The 22,957-nt window shown below is 52.8% G+C and carries 20 protein-coding genes; 13 read left to right on the top strand and 7 right to left on the bottom strand.

The annotated features are described in order from the left end of the window. The 12 genes from P1U47_RS03650 (at position 1) to P1U47_RS03595 (ending at position 15,952) form a co-directional block, all read left to right on the top strand. A complete protein-coding gene (locus P1U47_RS03650; protein ID WP_301027214.1) occupies positions 1-1,167 on the top strand; it encodes a hypothetical protein in 1,167 nt (388 codons plus the stop codon). A gap of 26 nt (positions 1,168-1,193) precedes the next feature. After that, entirely contained in the window at positions 1,194-1,634 is a 441-nt protein-coding gene (locus tag P1U47_RS03645) for an OB-fold domain-containing protein (protein ID WP_301027213.1), read from the top strand. 38 nt (positions 1,635-1,672) lie between these two features. Next, positions 1,673-2,986: a hypothetical protein gene (locus P1U47_RS03640; protein WP_301027212.1), complete on the top strand. Its 1,314-nt coding sequence runs from the start codon at positions 1,673-1,675 to the stop codon at positions 2,984-2,986. Next, positions 2,983-3,669 carry a hypothetical protein gene (locus tag P1U47_RS03635; protein ID WP_301027211.1) on the top strand — a complete coding sequence of 229 codons (687 nt, stop codon included), beginning with the start codon at positions 2,983-2,985 and terminating at the stop codon, positions 3,667-3,669. The genes P1U47_RS03640 and P1U47_RS03635 overlap by 4 nt, the downstream gene beginning before the upstream one ends. A gap of 34 nt (positions 3,670-3,703) precedes the next feature. Continuing rightward, on the top strand, positions 3,704-5,254 hold the full coding sequence (locus tag P1U47_RS03630) for an AMP-binding protein (RefSeq protein WP_301027210.1): 1,551 nt from the start codon (positions 3,704-3,706) through the stop codon (positions 5,252-5,254). Positions 5,255-5,265: 11 nt separating this feature from the next. After that, positions 5,266-5,598 carry a hypothetical protein gene (locus P1U47_RS03625; protein WP_301027209.1) on the top strand — a complete coding sequence of 111 codons (333 nt, stop codon included), beginning with the start codon at positions 5,266-5,268 and terminating at the stop codon, positions 5,596-5,598. A 61-nt stretch (positions 5,599-5,659) separates the two neighbouring features. Continuing rightward, complete coding sequence (locus P1U47_RS03620; RefSeq protein ID WP_301027208.1) at positions 5,660-7,579, top strand: hypothetical protein; 1,920 nt, start codon at positions 5,660-5,662, stop codon at positions 7,577-7,579. Positions 7,580-7,667: 88 nt separating this feature from the next. After that, positions 7,668-8,492: a DUF2889 domain-containing protein gene (locus P1U47_RS03615; protein WP_301027206.1), complete on the top strand. Its 825-nt coding sequence runs from the start codon at positions 7,668-7,670 to the stop codon at positions 8,490-8,492. A gap of 12 nt (positions 8,493-8,504) precedes the next feature. Continuing rightward, positions 8,505-10,376, top strand: a complete 1,872-nt coding sequence (locus P1U47_RS03610; protein WP_301027205.1) for a carboxylesterase family protein — start codon at positions 8,505-8,507, stop codon at positions 10,374-10,376. Between the two features lie 33 nt (positions 10,377-10,409). After that, positions 10,410-12,947: a CoA transferase gene (locus P1U47_RS03605; protein WP_301027204.1), complete on the top strand. Its 2,538-nt coding sequence runs from the start codon at positions 10,410-10,412 to the stop codon at positions 12,945-12,947. A gap of 77 nt (positions 12,948-13,024) precedes the next feature. Further along, positions 13,025-14,419, top strand: a complete 1,395-nt coding sequence (locus P1U47_RS03600) for a wax ester/triacylglycerol synthase family O-acyltransferase (protein WP_301027203.1) — start codon at positions 13,025-13,027, stop codon at positions 14,417-14,419. Between the two features lie 51 nt (positions 14,420-14,470). Further along, positions 14,471-15,952, top strand: coding sequence for a DUF3336 domain-containing protein (locus tag P1U47_RS03595; RefSeq protein WP_301027202.1), 1,482 nt, complete (start codon positions 14,471-14,473; stop codon positions 15,950-15,952). Positions 15,953-16,030: 78 nt separating this feature from the next. On the opposite strand, the gene P1U47_RS03590 is transcribed toward P1U47_RS03595, so the two are convergent. From P1U47_RS03590 to P1U47_RS03575, 4 genes are all read right to left on the bottom strand, one after another. Further along, complete coding sequence (locus P1U47_RS03590) at positions 16,031-16,783, bottom strand: hypothetical protein (protein WP_301027201.1); 753 nt, start codon at positions 16,781-16,783, stop codon at positions 16,031-16,033. Continuing rightward, positions 16,773-17,414, bottom strand: coding sequence for a SatD family protein (locus tag P1U47_RS03585; protein WP_301027200.1), 642 nt, complete (start codon positions 17,412-17,414; stop codon positions 16,773-16,775). The genes P1U47_RS03590 and P1U47_RS03585 overlap by 11 nt, the downstream gene beginning before the upstream one ends. An 80-nt stretch (positions 17,415-17,494) precedes the next feature. Continuing rightward, a complete protein-coding gene (locus tag P1U47_RS03580; RefSeq protein ID WP_301027198.1) occupies positions 17,495-17,830 on the bottom strand; it encodes a hypothetical protein in 336 nt (111 codons plus the stop codon). A gap of 168 nt (positions 17,831-17,998) precedes the next feature. Next, entirely contained in the window at positions 17,999-19,195 is a 1,197-nt protein-coding gene (locus P1U47_RS03575; RefSeq protein WP_301027197.1) for a phosphotransferase, read from the bottom strand. Between the two features lie 210 nt (positions 19,196-19,405). Between P1U47_RS03575 and P1U47_RS03570 the strand changes: the two genes are divergently transcribed. Next, complete coding sequence (locus P1U47_RS03570; protein ID WP_301027196.1) at positions 19,406-19,888, top strand: helix-turn-helix domain-containing protein; 483 nt, start codon at positions 19,406-19,408, stop codon at positions 19,886-19,888. Here P1U47_RS03570 and P1U47_RS03565 read toward each other — a convergent pair. The 3 genes from P1U47_RS03565 to P1U47_RS03555 all read right to left on the bottom strand — a co-directional run bounded on the left by P1U47_RS03565 (position 19,885) and on the right by P1U47_RS03555 (position 22,917). Then, a complete protein-coding gene (locus P1U47_RS03565) occupies positions 19,885-21,078 on the bottom strand; it encodes a thiolase family protein (protein WP_301027195.1) in 1,194 nt (397 codons plus the stop codon). The two genes, P1U47_RS03570 and P1U47_RS03565, sit on opposite strands and share 4 nt — an antisense overlap. Further along, positions 21,075-21,500, bottom strand: coding sequence for an OB-fold domain-containing protein (locus P1U47_RS03560; RefSeq protein ID WP_301027194.1), 426 nt, complete (start codon positions 21,498-21,500; stop codon positions 21,075-21,077). Before P1U47_RS03560 ends, P1U47_RS03565 begins: the two co-directional genes overlap by 4 nt. An 88-nt stretch (positions 21,501-21,588) precedes the next feature. Next, entirely contained in the window at positions 21,589-22,917 is a 1,329-nt protein-coding gene (locus P1U47_RS03555; protein ID WP_301027193.1) for an amidohydrolase family protein, read from the bottom strand. Between the last annotated feature and the right edge of the window lie 40 nt (positions 22,918-22,957).

Genomic DNA, 22,957 nt, shown 5'->3' with positions numbered 1-22,957 from the left:
ATGAAAATAGCCAAACAGGCTGCCGTTGTCGGCATCGGCGCCACCCCTTACTACCGCCGGGGCGAGTCACACCCGCAGACGTTTAACGAACTAATCTGCAAGGCGATTATTAACGCCACTGAAGATGCGGGCTTATCGGTCAAAGACATTGACGGCTTTTCCTACTACTCCTTTGGCACCGACACCGGCTTGCTGATGGAGTCGCTGGGTATTCCTGAAGTGCGCTACTCCTCTATGGTCAGCGGTGGTGGTGGCGGCAGTGTTGGCGCGGTGCAGAATGCCGCCATGGCCGTAGCCACTGGCGCGGCTAATGTCGTGGTGGTGCCCTTTTGTATGCAGCAGCCCACTGGCAAACGCTATGGCTCGATCATGTCGCAGATCGACCCCACGCCAGACAAAGCCTTTTTTATGGCTGGCGGACTCGTCGGCCCCGGCCACTTCTTTGCGATGCTGGCTAAGCGCCATATGCACCAGTACGGCACCCGCCGCGAAGCCTTTTGTGAAGTGGCTATGTCGACCCGCGAAAATGCCATCACTCGCCCCGGCGCGCGCTTTCAAAAAGCACTCACCAAAGAAGAATACTTTGCTGGCCCAATGATCGCCGACCCGCTGTGCCGTTACGATTTCTGTCTAGAAAATGACATTGCTGGTGCGCTGATTATTACCAGTGCCGAGCGCGCCAAAGACCTTAAGCAGCGCCCAGCCTATGTATTAAATGGCGAACAAGGCGGACGCCGCGAATGGGGTCGCTCAATCGCGTGGATGAATATGCCAGATGAGTATTTTGCCTCTGCGGGCCACGCCAGTATCGCCAAACACCTTTACGCCGATGTTGGCATCACCGCCGCCGATGTTGACGTCGCTTTACTCTACGACCATTTCTCGCCCATGGTGGTGATGCAATTAGAAGACTACGGCTTTTGCGCACGTGGCGAAGGCGGCGCTTTTGTTGAAGACGGCAATATCCGTTTTAAAGGGGGCAGCATTCCGGTGAATACTCACGGCGGCAATTTATCCGAAGCTTATGCAGTGGGTATCACCCACATGATTGAGGGCGTTCAGCAAATTCGCGGCACCGCGACCAATCAAGTTAAAGATGCCGAAATCGCGCTGGTTACCGGCGGCCCAGCTTCGCTGCCAGTCAGCGGCCTATTGCTGTCCCGCTAAGCCTAAATAAGAATTTGGAGCACACCATGAGTAATGAAGTTTTTGCAAAAGCACCGCCAGACGAATTGTTCCAGCTTGAAGTAGATACCTGGACCCAGCCCTATTGGGACGCGGCCAAGGATCATCAACTCAAGCTGCCAAAATGCGGCGACTGTCAGCAGTACTGCGAGCTGGGCGCCAGCCATTGTCGGCACTGCCGCTCGCAAAACATTAGCTGGGTAGAACACAGCGGCAGCGGCAAGGTGTATTCCTTTACCATTATTCGCTTCCCCGTAATCCCGTCACTGCAGGACTCCGTACCCTATGTACCGGCAGTAATCGAACTAGACGGCGTAGACGGCCTCAAGCTGATTTCCAATGTGGTTGATGCGCCGCTGAGCGAAATTGAAATTGGCAGTGCTGTCAGCCTGCGCTGGCACGACCGCGAAGACGGCGTATCACTGCCGCGCTTTACCCTCGCGAAATAGCACCGAGCATATACCGCGTTAGCAAAAGGTAATTAGAAATGACCACAATAACAAATGATCAATTTTTCGATCCGACGGTAGAAACCATGCCCCGGGCGGAGCTGGAAAAACTGCAGGAAGCGCGTATTCTGCAGTTGGTTCCCTACGTTTATGAACGCTCGCCGCTGGTGCGCGATCTCTGGGAACAACACGGTGTTACCCCCGACGACATTAAATCGCTTGCTGACTTTAAAGCAAAAGTGCCGTTTATGGACAAAGACACCATTCGCGCCTACCGCGACAAACACAACGACCCCTACGGCGGTTTGGCCTGTGTTAGCGCGCCCCATTTGCGCGGCGTTGGTTTCACCTCTGGCACCACCGGCGATCCAACCCCGCTGCCACGGCCAGAAGACAACGCGGTGGTGAACGGGCTTAAACGCGAATTGTGGCAGATCGGCGTGCGCGCCAACGACAAGTTTGCCTACATGTTATTTTCCTTTCGTGACGGCCTGAACGCCGACCGCTGGATGGACTGCGGCATGATTCCAATCGCCGTTCAGCATTCGCCGCTGGAGATTCCCTACCTTGTTAAAATCTCACGGGAACATCGGCCAAAGGCACTGTTTATGATTTCCACGCCCATTATTATGGGACTTGACGCCTACCAGAAAAAATCTGGCGACGACCTGCGCGAAGCCTTTTCATCCATTCAAGGCGTGGTGTTTGGCGGCGAGCCAATGAGCCCCAATCTGCGCAAAATTGTTGAAGGCTGGGGTTTAGAGATATTCGAACTCAGCTCACTCGGTGACCTTGCCACCGCTATGGAATGCAAAGCCCACGACGGCATGCACACCTGGGAAGACATCGCCCTTATCGAGCATTTAGACCCCAATGACAATATCGAGATGCCCGACGGCAGCCGTGGCGAATTAGTCGTTACCGCATTGACCGACGATGTTGCGCCGTTTATCCGCTACCGCACCGACGATCTTATCTCGTTCACCCGCCAGCCCTGCACCTGCGGCCGCACCCACGGCCGTATGAAGCCAGTAGGTCGCAAGGGCGATGAAATGCTGATTGGCGGACGCTCAGTTCTGCCTATCGATATTTTCCCATTTATTGGCGACTTCCCAGAAACCCGCAGTGGCCTGTTCCAAATGATTCGCCCCCAGCGCGAAATGGACGCACTGCGACTGCGGGTCGGCTTTGACCCCGACGAACTGCACGACGACGAAGCCGCACTCTGCGAACGTATATCGAGCAAGCTGCAAAGCGAACTGGATATCCCTATTAGCGTAGAGCTGATGTCGAACGAAGCGCTATTAAAACTTGGCCCACCAAATAAAATCCCGAGGGTGAGCAAATCATGAGCCAAATAACCCAAACCACACTAAGCCCAATCGCGGTTGGTCGCTACCTTAACGTCGATGGTGAGAAAACCTCGCTGCCGTTTTCACTGATGGAAATAGACCGCTCACGGCGCGCCATATTGCGGGTGTTAAACACCTTCCATTTTCGCACCGGCGCTAACATTCTTATTACCTCGCTGTTCGACGAAGGCGCGCACATGATGCCCTTTGAGCGCGCCGTAATGACCTACGGCATGGTTGCGGCCTCCGCTGACTCCACGCCATGGGACGCCAAACGCGTCGAATCCATCGTCCGTATGTTCGCCCTCTCTGGCGCCGCCGGTATCAGCGGCGACGTGCTCGACGGTTTAGCGCAATTGGGCTTTAAGCCCGAAGAACTCTTCGACGGCATGAAAGTTTGGGCAAGACCCGATGCCTACGAAAGACTCAAAGCCTTTCCTAATCTCGACGTCTACCGCTGGATGGAGATTGGCCCTGCGGTTGCCGTTGAATGCAGCCAAGGCGCCGGTGCCCATATCGATCGCTTCGAGTGGAATGTTGAAGAGATCGATGGTGAAGTTGTGCTAACAAATCGCCTTAACCGCTGTGTGGAATTCAAAAATTACCACACCGGCTTAAAAGCCAAAGTCCATAACGGCGGCTGCGACTGCGGTAATCCAGATCCGCGAATCATCCCAGCATGAATACCTTTACAAAATGCAAGCATAGGGTCTAACCATGAGTTTTGGCGACAAGCAGTATCAGGCAATCCGCATGCACGGTATCGGCGATGTACTTCGCGAGCACACCCGCTCGCGCCCGCACATGCTGGCAGTACTGGATGGCGACATCAAACTTAGCTGGCCCGAGCTAGATCGCCGCGTAAACCGCTTGAGCAATCTGCTGCTATCCGCAGGATTAACCGAAGGCAGTCGCATTCTCTGGCTGGGCCAAAACTCCTTTCGGCTTTTTGAAGCGCTGCTCGCGGCGGCTAAAATTGGCGCCATGGTGTGTCCGGTAAACTGGCGCATGAGCAGCGACGAAATGGCTGCGGTCATCGACGATTTCACGCCCCACATTACGCTCTGGCAACAGACCGACATTGGCGAGACCTTGCTCGAAGCAAAAAACAAAGCCAATCATCAAGGCCGCTGGATACAGCACGACGGCAATGATGAGGAAAGTTACGAAGCCCTGTTACTCGGCGCAGCCGACACCGACCCAAATATTCCAGTGCATCCAGATGTACCTTTGGTGGCAATGTATACCGCCGCCTTCGACGGCAAACCTAATGCTGCACTGCTGTCGCAATCGGCCATCCTCTACCAAAGCTTGATGATCGCCTATGGCTATTCCATTACCGACCAATCGGCCAACCTGAATTCTGGGCCGCTGTTCCATTTGGGCACCATGCTCGCAACATGGGCGACCTTTAGCTTCGGTGGTAAAAATCTGTTTGTTGCGAGGGTAAACGCGGAAGAAATGCTGCAATTGATTGCGCGCGAGCGCGTCAGCCATGCCTTTGTTGCCCAGCCCACCGTTGAGCAAATGCGGGAAATTAATAAAGACGGCAAATACGACGTGAGCAGTATTTGGTCCGATCCTTCAGCGCCCGAGTGGAGTAGTCCACTAGTAATGCCCGCAGACTCGCCTTTTGCCAAACAAGCGCGGGTATACGGCCAGACGGAAATTATGGGCTTTGTCAGCTTGGGCTTTTTAGGCGGCGGTGGCGCTGGCCGCGTTTCACCGCTGGCGCAAGTGCGCATTGTCGACGACGAGGGTAATGACAAAGCCATTGGCGAGGCCGGCGAAATTGCGGTGCGTGGAGCGCTAGTGATGAGCGGCTATTACAATCGCGACACTGAGAATGCGCGGCGCAGCCAGCACGGTTGGCATCTCACCCGCGATTTGGGCAAACGCCTAGAGGACGGCAGCATTGCCTTTGTCGGCCCAAAGACCACCATGATTAAATCTGGGGTTGAGAATATTTACCCCGCCGAAATTGAAGCCTGTATTCGCCAGCACCCCGCCATTCAAGACGTTTGTGTTATCGGCGTGCCCGACCCTAAGTGGCAGCAAAACGTGAAAGCCATTGTGGTGTTTAAAACCGGTGAACGTGCGAGCGCAGAAGACATCATTGAACACTGCCGTAGCCGCATGGCCTCGTACAAAAAGCCCAAGCTCGTCGATGTCGTCGATAGCCTGCCCCGCAAGCCCGACGGGCAATTAGATCGCAATGCCGCAGACCAGTTGTTTGGCGGCGGCGGCTATCCAAGCACATCAGGCTAAGGAGTAAGAATATGGCCTGTTGTATTTTTGCGGCGATGATTATCACCAATGTATTGGTGTACTGGCGCCGCTTAAAAGCCTTTTTGGGTTATGCCGTCAGCGACAATCCCGGTTTAGTGACGGCAAATACCGCACAGCTAGCCAAAAAAGACATGTCGTTGCGCTACAGGCTGCGACGCAGCGCCGTTCCCACCCTGCTCATTTTGGCAACGGTAAGCTTTGGCACCATGCATTGGCGCCACATGCTACACGAACTCGACCTTGGCAGACCACATGTTGTGTCCGCCGATGCACCAATAGAAGCCTCATTTTTTAAAGGTGCTTACGACTTTATTTGTAATTAAATCGACGCATTTAAATTTAGCGTCACCACAACACCAATCATAATTTTATCCTGAGGTTGATATGGACCAAGCCCTAAGTAATATTGAAAAAGATCCGCGCTTTAATCGCGAGGTCAGCGCTGGGCCACTGTCAAAAGCGCGACTGAAACGCACCAAATTATTCTTTCTTGCCATAGCGATTGTCGGCTTACTGCCCAGTGTCTTTGGCCTGTCCCCTGCCCTGCAAAGCGCGGGCTTAGGCTTGTTATGGCCGGGCGGTGGTTTTGCTGCCATGGGTGGCTGGTCACTATTAATGATTCCGGTATTTTACGGCCTGTACTGGCTAACGCTAGTAGTGTGGTTTGGTACCGGTAATATTCTCGCGCCCATTTCGGTTTGGGTATTAGGCGCCATCATTCCCGCCTTTATGATGGGCGACACCACCGTGGTGTGGCCGTATGCTCCGCATCTAGTTCTTGCACTGGTTGCCCTGCGCGAAGGCCGCGATATTTACAAAAATCGCAAGCAACTCAGCGAAGCCGTTGCCCGCCGCGAAAAGCGCAAAGCCTATTTAGCAAAAGCATTGAGTAATGTCGACGCCCGCGCCATTCCCGAAGCTGCCGCTGGCAGCCGTGAACTCGACGAGAAACAATTAGCCTCTGCACGCTATCTTTATGAACGCGCTCTACAGCCTATTGGCCAATTTCAGGGTTATAACAAAATTGACCAGTTTCAAACTTCAGCGCTGCGCTACCAGATTAATACCGTTAGCTATGCGCTGGCCGAAATGCAGTGTCACTACACACCAAACTTTCACGGCTATTTAAACGAAGCGCAGCAGCGCCTTATTGAGCAAATGTTACAAAAGCCAATTTGGGGTTACTGGCCGCTGGAAAATATGTGGGGCAATTTCAATTTCAATTTTGATCCCTGCGCCAAAGACAATATCATGCTGACCGGCTTTTTCGGCCTGCAAATTTGCCAGTATATGTCTAACACTGGCGACATGCGTTACGCCGAACCTGGCTCGCTGACCTTTATCTACAGCGATAACAAACAGTACAAGCACGACATTCACAGCGTCATTGGCTCGATTGTTAACAACCAAAACGAACAGGCCTTCTGCCTCTACCCCTGCGAGCCAAACTGGGTTTATACGCCCTGTAATTTTATGGGCATGAAGGCACTGGCGCTCTACGACCGCTTGTTTGGCACCACCCATTTTAAAGATATTTATCCGCAGTTTATTAAGCAGCTCGACGCCGAATTCACCCAAGCCGACGGCAGCGTTATCGCCCTGCGTTCTAACCTGACTGGCTTCGCAGTGCCATTCCCATTCGCTGACGATGGCCGCGCATTGTATTTCAACCCCATCAATCACCAGCGCGCCAAAGAAGCTTGGGCACTGGCCCGCGCCGAGATGTTCTATCGCGAAGACGGCGTACTGAAAATTAAGCTCGAAGGCAAAGGCGTTGACATGGGCAACTACAGCCAAGGTCAGCAAGCCAATATTCAAAATCTGCTGTCCGCCGCCAAAGAATTTGGCGATGCCGAAGCGGCAAACACCGCAGAGCAGTTGCTTGAAGAAATGTATCCGCCAAAATTTGAAAACGGCACGGCCGTCTACCCCGGCTCATGCTCGACCAACACCACCTTGGCCCGTGCGTTCATGTTCGGCGCCAATGACTACCTCAACTCGGTACTCAAAGGCCCCGCTGAATCTGCATTAAAAGGCCCGATTCTATCTGGCATCAAATACCCAGAAGTGCTTGTCGCCAAGGCCTTTAGCCATAGCGGCGCAGATTTGGAGCTCGTGTTGTATCCCGGCGATGGCAATCGCGACATCACGTTTGTTATCGAACGCTTACAAGCCAATGCCAGCTACGACTGCGTGATTGCAGGGCAAAGCGCGCAACACCAAGCGGATGCCGATGGCCGCCTTCAGCTCTCCGCGAGTTTGGACGGACGCTGTGCGGTCACCTTAACCCCCGCATCGGCCTGAAGCCCAAAGCTGGCTCAAGTACGTGGGCCAGCACAATCCTTTAGCCGCGAGTGGTGATCGCCCACCACTCTCTTGAGGCAGCAATAATATGGCCGACGCTCCAGAAAATGCGCTAACAATAGATCATAAATTTATCGACGAAACTAAAACCGACACCGGCCGCGCCCGCCGTATGATCGATCTAAAACGCTGGGATGCAAATACCGTCGTTGGTTGGTTAGAAGATGACTTTCATCATTTTGGCGTAACACTCAGCCATGATGGCGAGCTTATTACCGGCGTGTCCGCGACGGCTGCTCGCTACCCTTGGGCTAGCTGTGCCTTTGCTCCCCAAGCCCTGCAGCCATTAGTGGGTAAAACCTTATCTGCGCGCAGCAGCGACATTGGTCAACGCCTTGCCATGCGCGAGCAATGCACGCATATTTTTGATCTCACCGGCCTTGTTATGGCCCATGCGGTGCGCGGAATTTCACACCGGCACTATCAAGCCATTACCGAAAACAGAGAAATTCTCGGCTGGAAAAACCACAAAAATCCAATTTTTGGCCCCACCACCATACACCTAGAGCAAGATGGTAAAATCGTTATGCAATGGCGCAGCGAAAAAGCCGATATCATCGATAACGACACCGGCCATCGCCAGTCATTAGGCCGGGGCTTTCGGGAATGGACTGAGTCCCTAGATTTAGAGCACGGTGAGTACGCCACTATTTTGCGCCGCGCCCTCCTCGTGTCTGGCGGGCGCTCCATGGTGCACGACAACTACCCCAGCGCGGCGGCGATGGAGCAACCCGAGCTGTGCTATTCCTTTCAAGCCAGTCGCCGTGACAGCGCATTGCGCATGCACGACACCACCAAAGACTATGCCGATAGCCCCGAGGCCATGTTGGCCTGTGTAAACAGCAAGCCCTGAGGCCATAAGGACATGACTAATTTTTTGCTTGTCGCTCTTTTCGCGATTGCAGTTTATTACTGGTATCGCCGACGCACGACCCCAGCACCCAGAGTTACGGCAGCGGAAAGCCTGCGCCAAACGCGCTACGGCGAGTTAATCGGTTTCAAAGATCGCAACGGTTTATTGTGCTGGCAGGGCATCCCCTTTGCCGCGCCACCCATTAATGAACTGCGCTGGAAGGCACCACGCCCACCCGCTCCGTGGCAAGGCGTGCGTGAAGCACTAGCACCCGGCAATAAACCCGCGCAAGTCGGCAGCGCCACTGGTGGTTTTAAAAAGGCGGACCACGGCAAACCCGCTGGCAGCGAAGACTGCCTATACCTGAATATTTGGGCGCCGGAAAAGCCCGCCAAAAAACTGCCGGTGATGGTGTGGATTTACGGTGGCGGCAATGCCGCCGGCGCCGCAGATATTCCCGCCTACAATATCCCCTACTTCGCCGCAGCTGGCGACGTGGTGGTGGTGACATTTAATTATCGGCTCGGGATTCTAGGCTGGTTTTACCACTCGGCACTGGCCGCCAGCGCCGATAATCCCGAGGACGCCTCTGGCAATTACGGCACCCTAGACTGTGTGCAGGCGCTGCGCTGGGTAAAAGAAAACATCGCCGTATTTGGTGGAGACCCTAACAATATTACCGTTTTTGGTGAATCCGCTGGAGGTATTAACACCTTAAGTATGCTGCTGGTTCCTCAGGCCCGTGGTTTATTCCACAAAGCCATTGCCCAGAGTGCCATCACCACCTGCTACAGCCTTGATGAAGCACAAAACTACTCTGACGACCTTATCGCCGGACATGAGCACAGCTCAAAAGAAGTCATTAATCTATTGCTACAACAGCAAGGTTTAGCCGTCGACTCAGATGCCGCACGCCGCCTTCAAGACAGCATGGACGAATCGGCAATACGCCAATTTCTATGCGGTCTCCGCGCCGACGAATTACTCTCGCCCTTTAACAAAGTAGTAATGGGCATGTACCAGTCGCCGCGCCCAATTGCCGATGGTGCAGTCTTCCCCACCTGCTCATGGCATGAAGCCTTTGCCGATCCGGCGCTGCACTATTCGGTGCCGCTCATGATTGGCGCCAATCGCGATGAGTTTAAACTTTTTTTGGCTGGCGACACCGACGACTACGTGGATATGCGTTTTGGTGTATTGCCCACGCCCAAAGATCCAGAGCGCTATCAGCGCGATGCTCGCTACCTCTCGGATCTATGGCGCGCATCTGCCGTCGATGAAATCGCCCAGCGCCTGGTCGTTCACAATACTGCAGCCACCTACGCCTACCGCTTCGACTGGGACGACTGGCCACGTCTGCCATTTATGAATCTGCCCGAGCTGGTTGGTGCCAGCCACGGCGTTGAGATTATGTTTATGTTTGGGCTGGTCGCTGAACGCCCTTGGCTGCGCTACCTGCTCGGCGGGCGACGCTTTACAGAGATGCAGCAACTCAGCGAAGCCATGCGCCAGTACTGGATCACCTTCGCCAGCACCGGTACGCCGAACACGGCTAACAACAACTCGCTAGCACAGTGGACGCCATGGCCAAGCAGCGAGCGCAGCACCGACATCACGCTGCTATTACTTGATACGCCATTAGCAACCAGCAGCCACATGGTTCGCGACATCATCAGCATTGCCGATATTCGTAAGAACTTACTTGCCGACCCACTGATTAGCAGTAATCCCGACGAATTGCGGCGCATGTATGCACGCTTATTTATTTACGGTATTCAAGGCCGCTATTGGGACAGTATTCCCTACCCAGGCCTTGAACAATACCAAGCCGGGGGCGCCGAACGCCATTGGGCCGAAGCCTGCCGACCGGCACTAAAACCCTGACGCTTTAGGCTCACAGTCATTAGGAAATAAAATATGGATATAACATCAGACAGCTCGGAATTACCGCTGCAAGGCCTTAAGGTTGTGGAACTGTGCCATCGCCGAGGTCATATTACGGGCCGCTTCCTCGCCGACCTCGGCGCCGAAATACTGTCCGTAGTCGATGACAACAATGAGGCCTTAAACGCGGCGCCACACTTTGAGGGCCAGAGTCTGCGCTTTGCCGTTCACAGCGCCAACAAACAAGTAATTGCGGCGAAATTTACAGTTAAACGCCAACAAAATACGATTCGTTCGCTATTGGCCAACGCCGACATTTTATTGATCGACGAACTCCCTGCCGCTCTACAAGAAGCCGGTTGGAGCCTAGCAAGCCTGCATGCCGATTTCCCGCTGCTAATCATTCTGTCAATCCGCGACTTTGGTTTACGCGGCCCCTATAAAGATTTTGTTGCAAGTGAATCTGTGCATATGGCCATGAGCACCGTGCTTAGCCGCTCTGGTCGCGCTGGCCGCGAACCACTGCTGCCACCCGGCGAAATGGCCCTTGAAACAACCGGCGTACAAGGCGCATGGCTTGCGCTATTAGCCTATTGGCAGCGTCGCCGGCTTGGGGTTGGCGATGTACTAGACTATTCAATCAACGACGCCCTCGCGCAAATTCTCGACCCTGGCATCGGCTCTTCTGGCAGCGCCTCCGCAGGACGAACCCCAGTTGAAGTGGCGCCGCATTCACGGCCACTGGTCGAGGCCGAGCCTGGCAAGCTGCCCTCAGTCGCCCTGATGTACCCCGTATTTAAATGCGCAGACGGCTCGATTCGCCTCTGCGTACTCAATCCACGGCAGTGGCAGGCTATGTCGGACTGGCTTGGCGACGACCACCCCTTTACCGACCCCAAGTACAAAGAAGCTCGCAATCGGCTTTTAAATATCGACAAGATTAATGCGCGTATCGCGGCTGTGTTTGCCGATAAAACCCGCGCAGAATTGGCCGAGCAAGGTCGCCAGCGGGGTATTCCCATTGCGCCGCTGGCCAAACCGGCAGAGTTATTCGACAACACTCATTTTGCCGAGCGCGAGTTTTTCACTGCAATCGATATCAGCGGCAGCCAAGGCCGCGTGCCCGCAGGCTATTTGTGTGTCGACGGCAGAAGGCTCGGCATACGCCACGCCGCCCGCCCACTTAACGTTAACGAGGCGCGCTTCACCAGCACCAGCGACGCCATGCCAGAGGGCAGCGACATGGGCGCCAGCGCCCGTCCGCTAACTGGCATTCGGGTACTGGATCTTGGCGTTATCGTTGCCGGTGGTGAATTAGGACGGATGTTTGCCGATCAGGGCGCCGACGTTATCAAGCTAGAAAACAAATCCTTTGGCGATGGTCTGCGGCAAAGTATCGACAATAATCCGGTGTCGATCAGCTTTGCACAGGCCTCTCGGGGCAAGCGTTCGCTCGGGCTCAATCTGCGCAGCGACCAGGGTAAAGCCTTGTTCTACAAGCTCGTGGCGCAATCCGACATTGTCTTATCCAATTTCAAACCGGGTACCACAGAATCCCTCGGCATAGACTACGCCACCTTAAAAGCCATAAACCCACGAATTATCTGCGCCGAAAGCAGCGCCATGGGCAGCACCGGCCCCGACGCAAAAACTATGGGTTACGGGCCACTCGTCAGAGCCAGCACCTCCCTTACCGGATTGTGGCGCTACCCAGACCAAGACGACGGCTACGGCGACGGCGTTACCATTTACCCAGATCATTTTGTTGCCCGGGTGAGCTCCACCGCTATTTTGGCCAAGCTTATTCAGCGCCAGCGCACCGGGCTTGGCGGCTTTGTCGATCTATCCCAAGCCGAATGCATTATGACCGCACTGGGCACCGAGTTTCTGCGCGAATCCTTAGAACCTGGCAGCATGGTCGCCAAGGGTAATCAACACGAATTTGATGCGCCGAACAGTATTTTTCAGTGCGCCGGTGACGACCAATGGTGTGCCATATCGGTCAGCACCACCGCCCAATGGCACGGCTTGTGTAATGCAATGGAACGCAATGACTGGCTGGCAAACCCCAGCTACAGCACCAGCGACGGACGCCTTGCCGCTAGAAACACAATAGAAGAAATGGTGAGCAGCTGGTGTAAGCAACACTCGCCACAAGCCATACGGGATCTCCTTCAAGAACACGGCGTACCCGCTGGCGATATGCTGCGCCTTAGCGAGTTTTTGCAAAACCCCCACTACCGTGCGCGGGGCTACTTTCGAGTCTTACATCAGCCCACTGCGGGCAGGCCACTGCCAACCGAGAATGGCCTAGTGCCGCATTGCGAATTAATCCCTGAACCCAAAATCCGGCAGGCGCCCGCTCGCGCCGAACACAGCCGTGAAATCGCGACTACGCTTTTAGGCGTCTCAGAAGCGGAGTTTAAAAACTTAGTGGCCAACAAAGACATTGAACAGGGGCACTCGGCAAGCAAGGGCGCGCGCACCCAAAAATACAAAACAATGGCAATATCCGCAGCAATGACCGGCGTGCTCCAGCTTGCCGCCATTCGTGGCAAATTTGAAAAATAATTTTTAACCCAAAAGTGAATCCAAGAAAAATACCGCTCATCGCAACGGATTCAAGCGTCTTCATAGAGGAAGTGAAAATGAAAAAATTAGGGCTGCTAGATGCAATTTTTGTTCACTCAGAGTCCAAAGACGCGCCTCGGCACGGCTGCGGATTACAGATATTTTCGCCGCCAAAAAGTGCTGGGCCAAATTATCTTCGCGATCTCTACGATTCCATGCGCAGCGTGCCGATAAGTGAAGCGCCGTGTAATTGGAAACTCAACCAAGACTCACTGCTACGCAAAATTTCGCCGGTATGGGAAACCCTCGATAATGTTGATATCGACCAGCATTTCTTCCGCTGGGGCCTACCTGCACCGGGTGGCCAAAAAGAGTTGGGCGAGCTGGTGTCTCACATTCACTCTCAGCCCCTGGATTTCTCACGCCCGCTGTGGGAATGCCATCTTATTGAAGGCTTTGACGACGGTCGCTTTGCGATCTTAACCAAAGGCCACCACGCCATGTTCGACGGTATGCGCGCACTGCGCTGGCAGACCTGTATGCTGAGTACCAATTCTAGAAAGCGCAATATGGTGCCATTCTGGGCGGTAGGCCTACCCAGCTCCGTGCAAAAAGAAATCAAAGAAAACCCGCGCCTGCTTCCCGATGTTTTGCGCACCCAACTAAAAAGCAACTACAGCTCCGTAAAGAGCTTAGCCACCGCTGCGCTGCAGTCTCTCAATGCCGCCACCCAAAAAGATAGCGAATTGATTGCCCCCTACTCTGCGCCTAAGTCAGCCATGGGCGACCCGCTAACTTGGCGCCGCCGCGTTGCGACCCAAAGCCTCACCATTGCGCGAGTTAAAGCCGCCTCCATTCCAGGAGCAACCATTAACGACGCCGTGCTCACCTTGATTGGCGGTGCCTTTCGACGCTTTTTAAGCGAAATTAATGAGCTGCCAGATAAATCACTGGTTTCTGCGGTACCCATGGCATTAAAGAGCGCAGACGCGTCAATGAGCGGTGGCAACGCCCTAGCCAATTTACTCGTGCCCATTGGTACCCATATTGAAGACCCCGCCGAGCGCATGCAATTTGTTATGGATGCCAGCACTAAGGCAAAATCTCATATGCAGCAAATGTCTACTCAGGGCATGCAGGCGTGGATGATATTAACCACCTTACCAGCGCTGCTCGACATAGCCTCAAAAGAAAACCTCATCGCGCGGCGCTTCAGTAATATGCTGATTTCCAATGTACCAGGTTCAAAAGAAGCCCTGTATTTTAATGGCGCGAAAATGGACTCTTGGTATATTCCATCGGTTCTCATCCAAGGCTCTGGCGTCAATATTACGGTAAGCAGTTACAACGGCAACCTAGATTTTGCATTCACCTCCTGCCCAGATATTCTGCCTCACATACAAAAAGTATCTATATATCTACGAGAGGAAATAGAGCGGCTTGAAGCCCAACAGGGTATAAAAAATGCCTAATTACCAAGCTGATAATTGCATTTCGCAAATCAGCTTAGAGGGAGAAATCCATTGAAAAATAGCAATGTATTATCGCTATTCAATTCAGCCAAGCTCACCAAGGTGACAGAAGCACTTGCCGAGGCAAATAGTTATTCCCAGTGGCATGAGCTCGCAACCAAGCATGACAAGTTAACTGGCATGCAGCAGTGGCGGGCGGTAGAGCGCAGCCGTCTCTACGATTACCAAGAGATTAGCCGCCGGCACGCGCGGCTCACCACTCTGCTCAAAAATGGCGACCCTAAAGCCTTGTTACTCCATCTTAATGAAGGTGTACACGGCAATATGGGGGGCATGGGCAGTTCCCGCCTGTATCACCGCAGTTTGGTCGGCACCAAGCATTTAATAGAAGAGTACATCGACCTCCAGCTCGCCGCCCTAGACTGCATTTGCAATGATGCGCTGGGGTGTCTAAGCGAAGTAGAAAAAGTCGACTTTATCCGCAGGGCAAGCCACTGCTACGGAAGAACCGCCTTAATGCTAAGCGGCGGCGCGGGTTTAATTTACTTTCACCACGGGGTGGTTGCCGAGCTAGCTGAGCAAGGCTGTCTGCCCAATGTGATCTCCGGCGCCAGCGCTGGCTCCTGGGTATGCGTGCAAGTAGGCGCCCTCACCGATCAGGAACTAGCCGCTGGGTATCTAGATAAACACCGCTATCCAGAAATTCAGGGCAAGCAAGTATGGGCAAGTATCCGCGATAGATCAGGCAATCTCGCCAATCAAATAAGAGCCGACCTCATCGACAGCTTCTGTGGAAAAATGACTTTTCAAGAAGCCTACGAACACACTGGCCGCTACATCAATATCGCAGTAGCGCCAGTAGAGCGGCATCAAAAAGCCAGATTATTAAATGCCATAACCGCACCCAACGTCACTTTGCGCTCGGCCGCCATGGCATCATCGGCAGTGCCCGGTATGATCGAATCTGTCCAATTAGAATGCAAAGATACCCAAGGCAAACTAAAACCCTACCTCCCCAGTCGTCGCTGGGTAGACGGCTCAATGACCCAAGACCTGCCTGCCAAGCGCCTAGCGCGTTTATACGGTGTGAATCACTCGCTGGTCAGTTTAATCAACCCGCTGGCCCTACCCTTTGCCAAAGAGCCTGCGCTACACAGTAATAGCCTAAAAGCGGCAGCGGGACGCTTCGTGCATAACATCAGCTTAGAAGTGCTAAAGCTAAGTCAGACCACCTTGGAAAAGTCACCACGAACAGCGCCGCTCAGTAACTTAATTTCTACCGGTTATCACCTGCTAGATCAGGAGTACACCGGCGACATTAACTTTATGCTAAACCGCAACAGCTACCGCCGCGGCAACACCCTGTTTATGTACAAAGAAAATGATATCGAAAATCTAATTTTAGCCGGCCGGCGCTCGGTGTGGCCGCGTCTAGCCCAAACCAGAAACTCGCTGTGTTTGAGCCAAAAGTTAGATGAGTTACTGGTTAAAGTAGACCAGCCAAAGGGCATACAGCGCTTTATGATTCATTGACCTGAGTCCACTCGCCCTCGGCACACCCAATTGTGCTGAGGGCGAGCGGAGCAATGCTAAATTTACGCAGTTACAAAATCAGATTGCCGCCAAACTACTGCCGACGATAATCGCCGCCAACGCCGACACAAAAGTGCCAATCAGCATATATTCGGCAAATTGTTTGTCTTCCAATTGCTTCATTCGCGCAAGGCCTTTCGCGGCAATAATAAACGCTAAGGCACTAAACTCGCCGGTCTGAAAGATAATCATAAACATCAGCCAGCGCTCTAAAAAGCCAATCACCCTGCCGGCATTGTATTCGGCATTATCAATTGCACCGTCAACACGATCTGCCGCTGCGGGTTTGGGTTCTAAGTGGCAATGATGGAATACCGCCCGCAACAAAATATTCACTTCGTTGGCCAGTATTAATAAACCAAAAACGATTAAGCCAATTTGATCGGCACCGGTATAGCGCGGCCACTGCAATATCGACAGATGCGACTGCAAATGCGCACTCACCGTCAGTACCCAGGGCTGTAATTCAAAGCGATCACCAAAAGACGCGGCGTAGTCTGGCAATAACAGCAGAATGAATAGCGTAATAAGGCGATAACCCTTACTCAGATCGAGGCGACGCTCTAAACCGAGATTAACCAAGGCCACCAGCACCACGGCGAACAAGCTCGCCATTCCTGCCGTATTCCACGTAAATACCAATAACACCGCTAGACCTTGCACGGCGCTTAACAAGAGATTTGCGCGGCGGCTTAGGGGGCCGTCATTGCGCAAATACACCAAGCGGCTCAGCAAAATTAAAATGGCGTAAATTAAATACTCAGTGCTCATTCGCTTGTTCCAAACTTTCAGTCATCAGTACGCCAATTTCATGCATCAGCCCTATCACGCTCTCTAAGTCACCGTCGCGAATATTCCGATACACCGCCTGTTCAGACACACCCAGCTTGGTGGCAATATCGTTAATCGACTGCTGCTGTAAAAGCGCAGAGAGAATTCGATGGCGATTCTGCTGCCACTTATCACGATTATGCGACAGCATATCAAGACTGTGACGAACAAGGCCTTCGCCACGATGCAATCCCAGCAGCCGGTAGCGCACCTTATCTTTTTTCATCGTTTCAATTCCCGCGCGGGCACGATGAAACGCTGGGCCATCCATCGCCAAGGCTGCTTCGCGGTTGATGTCGGTGGCAATATCTCCCAGCCCGAGGGCAAAACGAATCTGCACCGGATACATCTCGGCCTCAATTTCAGCAATGCACGGCCAAATATCCTTGGCAGCAACAAACAATGCCTGAAACTCATCGCCCAAGGTCACGGTAAAGGGCGAGATTATCCCTAGGCCGTCGGCTCGGCTATTTAACGCAGCACAGCACCGCGTTAAACGGCGTTGCACCGCAGCGCGATCTGACAGAGACTTTGAAGCGACAATATCGCCAATAAGGGCTATATAGCTCATATTAAACCAAATCAGTTTAAATACAGAAATTAAACCATATTGAGATAATATGCAAATTTAAACCAATTACCCGCCGCTTACTACGATGAGCGCCCCATCAACAAAACCTGCATATCGCCCTTAGCCCGAACACTGGCCACCAGTATATACAGCATACTGACCAGTCCGCCGCCCAGCACACAGGCTAAAGCCAGCGCAAACCCCGCAGCTGAAAAACGATGGCGCCATGCTACCCAGCTCCCCAAGAGCAGAAGATGCGCTAAAAAATCCACATTAAACTGGGCGCGCCAATTCAATGCCTGAATATCTGACACAAACAGCTCACCGGCAATCATGCCTTGCTGGTTAAAAGCCTGCACAGTAACAAATACAATGGCTAACCAACACAGTGCTAAAAAAACCTTAAACACGCTCATACCACCCCTCACTTTTTAATTTCATTATTAGCAATATTTTAAAAATAAATTCACTATATCTGAACACAACTGTATAGCGTTTTGACATAACAGGAAACCGATTAACATTCATTTAGAACGACACTCCGTCATCGTAAATTTTACTCTTTAAGATGGCGGTTTCAGTACTTATAATTTTTTCATTAAGCTCGATAAACGCCCAGCAATGTCATTCTCTACAATGGAACCATTAGTTGCGATTAAGCCGCGCTCCAGCGCTGCGGTGTCGTGGTTGTAGCTGCCATGCACAAACGCCGTGATGTTGGCATCCCAATGGTCTAGCACGAAGAGGCAGTAAAGATTCCATGCCTCATCGGTTTTAATAGCTACGCCCAAATCCCGCAGGGTGTCGATATAAAGATTGAATATGGACTTTTCGTGTAGCTTGCGGTCGTCTTCGTCGATTGCAGATAACAGAAAATACGCGAAATCTCTTAAGCCGTGACCACTGAACACAACCTGCCAGTCAAATAGCCCAGCGCTGCCGTCGCTGTAAGAAAAGGTATTGCCAAGATGGGAGTCGCCGTGCAACACAGTGCTTGGCAGTGTATCCATATATTTGAACACCGCATCGGCGCCGAGGCTCCAGTCTTGCAGCATAGACCTGGAGGTTTCCGGCAGTAATATCTCGCTGGCGGTTTCGGCAAAGGCCGCTCGTACACTCTTATTCAAGCCATTGAGCCACGGCCAGCCATAGCGGCAAGTGCGTGGTCTTACCCAGCGCAAATCGCTTTCAAGACGCGGCGACTGCCAAAACTTAGCATGCAATTTGGCGAGGCTTATCGCTACCGCCTTAACATGCTCAATACTGGCCTTGTCACGAATCCAATACGGCTTACTCGCCGAGGATTCGAGGTCTTCTAAAACAATGAGAAAACGCCCACCAGCGTAAAATTCCGAATAAAAACTGCGCGGCGCAATATCCGCGATTTCTGGTTGAATGGTGTTATAAAAACGCGCCTCAAGTTCCTGCATATGCAACACCGACAGCATTTCTCTGTGGGCGGGCTCTGGCGGTGTCGACTTCACGAATATCGCCTTGGGAAGGCCTGCACTTTGCCCGGCAGCGTCCCAGTTGAGCGTCCATTTCTGTCTGCTCGTCATGCCAGAATGTTCGTCGGCCGTTGCCATGGAGCTCAGTTTAGCGCCGCCAGTCGACAGTATTGATTCCACAAAGGCTTCGTTAACGTCGGTGAGAAAATGCGGGCCGTCGATTGCCAAGGCGGGGGCATGGGCGAGCGCTACATCAGCGGCAGTCAAACTATTCAATGCATCCTCATGGTAGGCATCAGTATTTTCTAAATGATTAATTGTGTGCGCTGACATAGGCTTATTCCTTGCGATGGTTTTATTACTATTGTGATTGCCGACAACTGACAACAATAATATGTAAACATATCACCAAGTGTCAACTAGTTTACATAAATCCATTAAGCGTATGGTATTGGCGACCAAGATCGGCCAAAATGCGGTGGCTTACCGCGCAGTGCAGCCATTAGCATAGCGCTACATCGACCGGTTATTTTGAGGTGATTTTTGACAAAGCAGGCTTTAGAAAGCGTATCAAAAGCGGACAATGCTGACTTGAGCACCGAGTTTCGGCTGCACGTATTTAAGCTAAACGGCTTATTACTGAAAGACACCGAAGTGTCGCTAGATAAATCCAAGCTTACCCGCGCGGGTAGCTTGGCCTTAAGCGTATTGGCCGCCAGCGACCAGCCGATGACAGCGTCTCAGTTGGCAAAAGAAATTGGCCAAAGTCGTCAAGGCGTGGGCCGCTTGGTTAATTTACTCGCCAAAAAAGGTTTGCTTGAACTTTCTGACAACCCCTACCACGCCAAATCAAAACTGATCGCCGTTAGCGCAGAGGGCCGCAAGGAATTTGAAAAAGTGCGGCGCACGCACAATCAACTGCAGGCAGATCACCCATTACCCCTCAGTAACGACGAACTTAAGGCGGCGATCAGCGTGCTCAATAAGGCGATCAACCACCTCAGCAATACTGACGGCGCCTACTAATCTACGGTTAACAACATTGCCCCCGCCAGCGGCCCGCCCGCCGTCGACAGTGCGGCTACGTTTAGAGGTTTTGCTATTTGGCGCTCCCCAGCCCCGCGCCACAACTGCAAGCAGGCCTCGTGCACCTGACCATAGGCGTGCATACGACCAGCCGAAAGCGCACCGCCGTTGGTGTTTATTGGTAGCATGCCGTCTAGCGCTATATTGTGGCCACCATCGATAAAGTCACCCGCGCCGTAGCGTTCACAAAAACCAAAGTTTTCTAACCAGTTAATGGAGTGGAAGCTAAAGCCGTCGTATAACTCGGCAAAGTCGACATCCTTGGGTTTTAAATCAGTGCGCGACCACATCATCTCGGCGACTTTGGGCTGGGCTTGGGTATCCAGTGCGTCGAGCTGAGTCCAGGAATTGCGGTAGGCCATGCTGCTGCCAATCGCTTCGATCTTAATCGGCTTGTTCGGCAGGTCTTGGGCGCAGTCCCAGCGCGAAATAATAATTGCGGTAGAGCCGTCGATGGGCACATCGCAGTCGAACATGCGGATTGGCGTCGAGATCATTGGCGATGCCAAATAGTCTTCCAAGCTCATCGGGCTGCGGTACACCGCTTTAGGATTAAGCGCGGCATTGCGACGTCCGTTAAGCGCAATCTGCGCATATTGCTCTTCGCGTATACCCGACCTATGCACATAAGCCTGAAAATACATGGCCTGCTGAATCGCCGCCGCATAGGTGTGATACGGCGAATACCACTGAAAAAGGCCGTGGTCGCGCTGGCCTGATGTCATTAGCGCATTGGCGAAGGCGGTTTTACGGGCAGTGGCTTCAGTCAAGGTTCTAAACACAAGTACGTGCTTACACAGCCCTGCGGCAATGGCGCCGATTGCATCAAAAATTGCCGCGAATTGACCCGGCCCCTCAGGCGCGCCGCTATACCAGTTCAACTCTAGGCGCAGCGCGTCTTGAATATGGGGAATACCTACCGGCGAAAAGCCCGAGGCATTGTAATCTGCACCTGGCCAGGTGGCGATGCCGTCGATATCGGCTCGGCTCAAACCTGCGTTAGTGATCGCTTCCATACAGGCATCGACCGTCAACTCTAGGCCAGTTTTACTGCTGCCGCGAGAAATCTCAGACTGACCTATGCCGGTAATGGCGGTGTTTTTCTCAGGGTATTTAGAGGCTGAATTCATAGCGCAACATCCGGTTCAAATAAGGGCACCCACAGGTCTTCGTTCTCCTCAAACAATACCTTCACCGGCATACCGATATACACCGCATCCACCTCGCAATGCACAATATTGCTCACCAAGCGCACGTCTTCTTGCTCGGCAATCGACACCAGCGCAACCACGTAGGGCACCTTCAAGGACGGCAGCCATTGCTTGTGATTAACCGTAAAACTGGTGATTACACCTTTGCCAGACGTTGCCGAAGGCGCAACCTTGCGACTTTCGCATTTAGGGCAAAAAGCCACGGGGGGATGAACATAGTATTCGCAGTCTGCGCAGCGAAATATCAGCAGCTCCCCACGCTCACCCCCAGTCCAATACGCCTGCGTATCGGCATTGGTGGCGGGCAAGGGCCGTGGCACACCTTGATCGAGATCTAACATAATTATTTAACTCGGTATTATTGTGAATGGGCACGCCCCAGTTCTGCGCAAAGCGACTGGGGCAGATACGGCGAGTCCTTTACGAGGCCTAGGCCGCCGCGTCATCGCCGCCTTTACCTACATTATCGGCAAACAGCTTAATCACGTCGCCAGAGGTCACTACTTTGCCACCCGCCTCAAGATGCGGATTGTGACCGCCCGCCGACACCACGCTGGTGTCTACGCCATCGCGGCGGGCTTGGGCCTGCAGTGCAGCAACCGTGCAATTCTCGCGACCCAGCAAGGTGATTGGGTCAAAGCTAAATTCGCGAATCGCATTTTGATGGGTGACCTTGTTAATGACGCGCTCGGGCAGGTCTTTAACACTCTCCCACAGTACATCGGCGGCATTGGGCCACACACAGTCGGAATGGGGGTAGTCGGTCTCAAAACAGATAATGTCTTCACCAATATCGGCGTAATTCTTAATGCCAAATTTGTCGTCAATAAAGCAGGTAATGAAATGTTCTTTAAACACCTCACTCGGCTTTTTGCCGCCAAAGCTCATATTGGTCCAGCCCGCGTGCTGCTCAAAAGAAAAGTCAGCGCGCTCCAGTAAATAGGGAATCCAACCAATACCGCCTTCGGTGAGGGAGATTTTAAGATTCTTGTATTTCAACAAGGCGCCTAAGTGCATCCAGTCTGCGGCAGAATTGGCAATCGAGATCGGCATGCTGGTGATCCAGCTATTAATTGGCGATTCCATAGACGGATGCGGTGGCTGATAACCCGTGCCAATGTGGCAGTTCACCACTACCCGCAATTCATCGCAAATCGCCCACACTGGGTCCCAAAAAGCATTATGGATAGACGGCAAGCCCTTCACCGTGGGGTTGTCGGGAAAAGTCACCGCGTGACAGCCCTTCTTCACCACCCGCTTAATTTCTGCCACACAGGCCATATTGTCCCAAAGCGGAAGAATCGCCAGCGGTATCATCCGGCCTGGGTGCTTAGCCGCCCATTCGTCAATGTGCCAATCATTGTAGGCACTCACCATGCGCACGGCGTTTTTCTTGTCTTTGGCATCAACAAAAAAACCACCATCAAAGCCAATAAACGTACCAAAACACATGCAGCTCAAAATGCCGTCGGCATTCATATCGTCAATGCGCTTATCTATATTGTAAGCCGCTTCGCGGATCTGACTCAGCGAGGTCGGCTCACAGCCGTATTCGGTCTTGGGCCGACCAACCACCGCATTAAGACCAACGTTAATGACTTTACGCCCTTCAAACAGCCAAAAATCGACACCGGACTCGTCGCTAATAAATTGCGGCGCCTTGGCTAGCTCGGCTTTACTCAGATGTTGTTTAAACATGTCTGGCGGCTCGATCACATGATCGTCTACACTCATTAAAATCATGTCTTCTTTCTTCATTTCAACACCTCTAATTATTGCCTTAGCACTACAGAAATAG

The organism is Zhongshania sp. (genome assembly GCF_029212375.1).
Lineage (GTDB): Bacteria > Pseudomonadota > Gammaproteobacteria > Pseudomonadales > Spongiibacteraceae > Spongiibacter.
Note: the sequence above shows the minus strand (reverse complement) of the source record. Positions and strands in the feature narration are given on the sequence as shown.

Coding starts and splice junctions, on each gene's coding strand:
- P1U47_RS03590 (WP_301027201.1), bottom strand. CDS start 16,783: ATGAGCACTGAGTATTTAATTTACGCCATTTTAATTTTGCTGAGCCGC.
- P1U47_RS03585 (WP_301027200.1), bottom strand. CDS start 17,414: ATGAGCTATATAGCCCTTATTGGCGATATTGTCGCTTCAAAGTCTCTG.
- P1U47_RS03600 (WP_301027203.1), top strand. CDS start 13,025: ATGAAAAAATTAGGGCTGCTAGATGCAATTTTTGTTCACTCAGAGTCC.
- P1U47_RS03605 (WP_301027204.1), top strand. CDS start 10,410: ATGGATATAACATCAGACAGCTCGGAATTACCGCTGCAAGGCCTTAAG.
- P1U47_RS03615 (WP_301027206.1), top strand. CDS start 7,668: ATGGCCGACGCTCCAGAAAATGCGCTAACAATAGATCATAAATTTATC.
- P1U47_RS03565 (WP_301027195.1), bottom strand. CDS start 21,078: ATGAATTCAGCCTCTAAATACCCTGAGAAAAACACCGCCATTACCGGC.
- P1U47_RS03610 (WP_301027205.1), top strand. CDS start 8,505: ATGACTAATTTTTTGCTTGTCGCTCTTTTCGCGATTGCAGTTTATTAC.
- P1U47_RS03575 (WP_301027197.1), bottom strand. CDS start 19,195: ATGTCAGCGCACACAATTAATCATTTAGAAAATACTGATGCCTACCAT.
- P1U47_RS03560 (WP_301027194.1), bottom strand. CDS start 21,500: ATGTTAGATCTCGATCAAGGTGTGCCACGGCCCTTGCCCGCCACCAAT.
- P1U47_RS03580 (WP_301027198.1), bottom strand. CDS start 17,830: ATGAGCGTGTTTAAGGTTTTTTTAGCACTGTGTTGGTTAGCCATTGTA.
- P1U47_RS03555 (WP_301027193.1), bottom strand. CDS start 22,917: ATGAAGAAAGAAGACATGATTTTAATGAGTGTAGACGATCATGTGATC.
- P1U47_RS03650 (WP_301027214.1), top strand. CDS start 1: ATGAAAATAGCCAAACAGGCTGCCGTTGTCGGCATCGGCGCCACCCCT.
- P1U47_RS03645 (WP_301027213.1), top strand. CDS start 1,194: ATGAGTAATGAAGTTTTTGCAAAAGCACCGCCAGACGAATTGTTCCAG.
- P1U47_RS03630 (WP_301027210.1), top strand. CDS start 3,704: ATGAGTTTTGGCGACAAGCAGTATCAGGCAATCCGCATGCACGGTATC.
- P1U47_RS03625 (WP_301027209.1), top strand. CDS start 5,266: ATGGCCTGTTGTATTTTTGCGGCGATGATTATCACCAATGTATTGGTG.
- P1U47_RS03635 (WP_301027211.1), top strand. CDS start 2,983: ATGAGCCAAATAACCCAAACCACACTAAGCCCAATCGCGGTTGGTCGC.
- P1U47_RS03620 (WP_301027208.1), top strand. CDS start 5,660: ATGGACCAAGCCCTAAGTAATATTGAAAAAGATCCGCGCTTTAATCGC.
- P1U47_RS03640 (WP_301027212.1), top strand. CDS start 1,673: ATGACCACAATAACAAATGATCAATTTTTCGATCCGACGGTAGAAACC.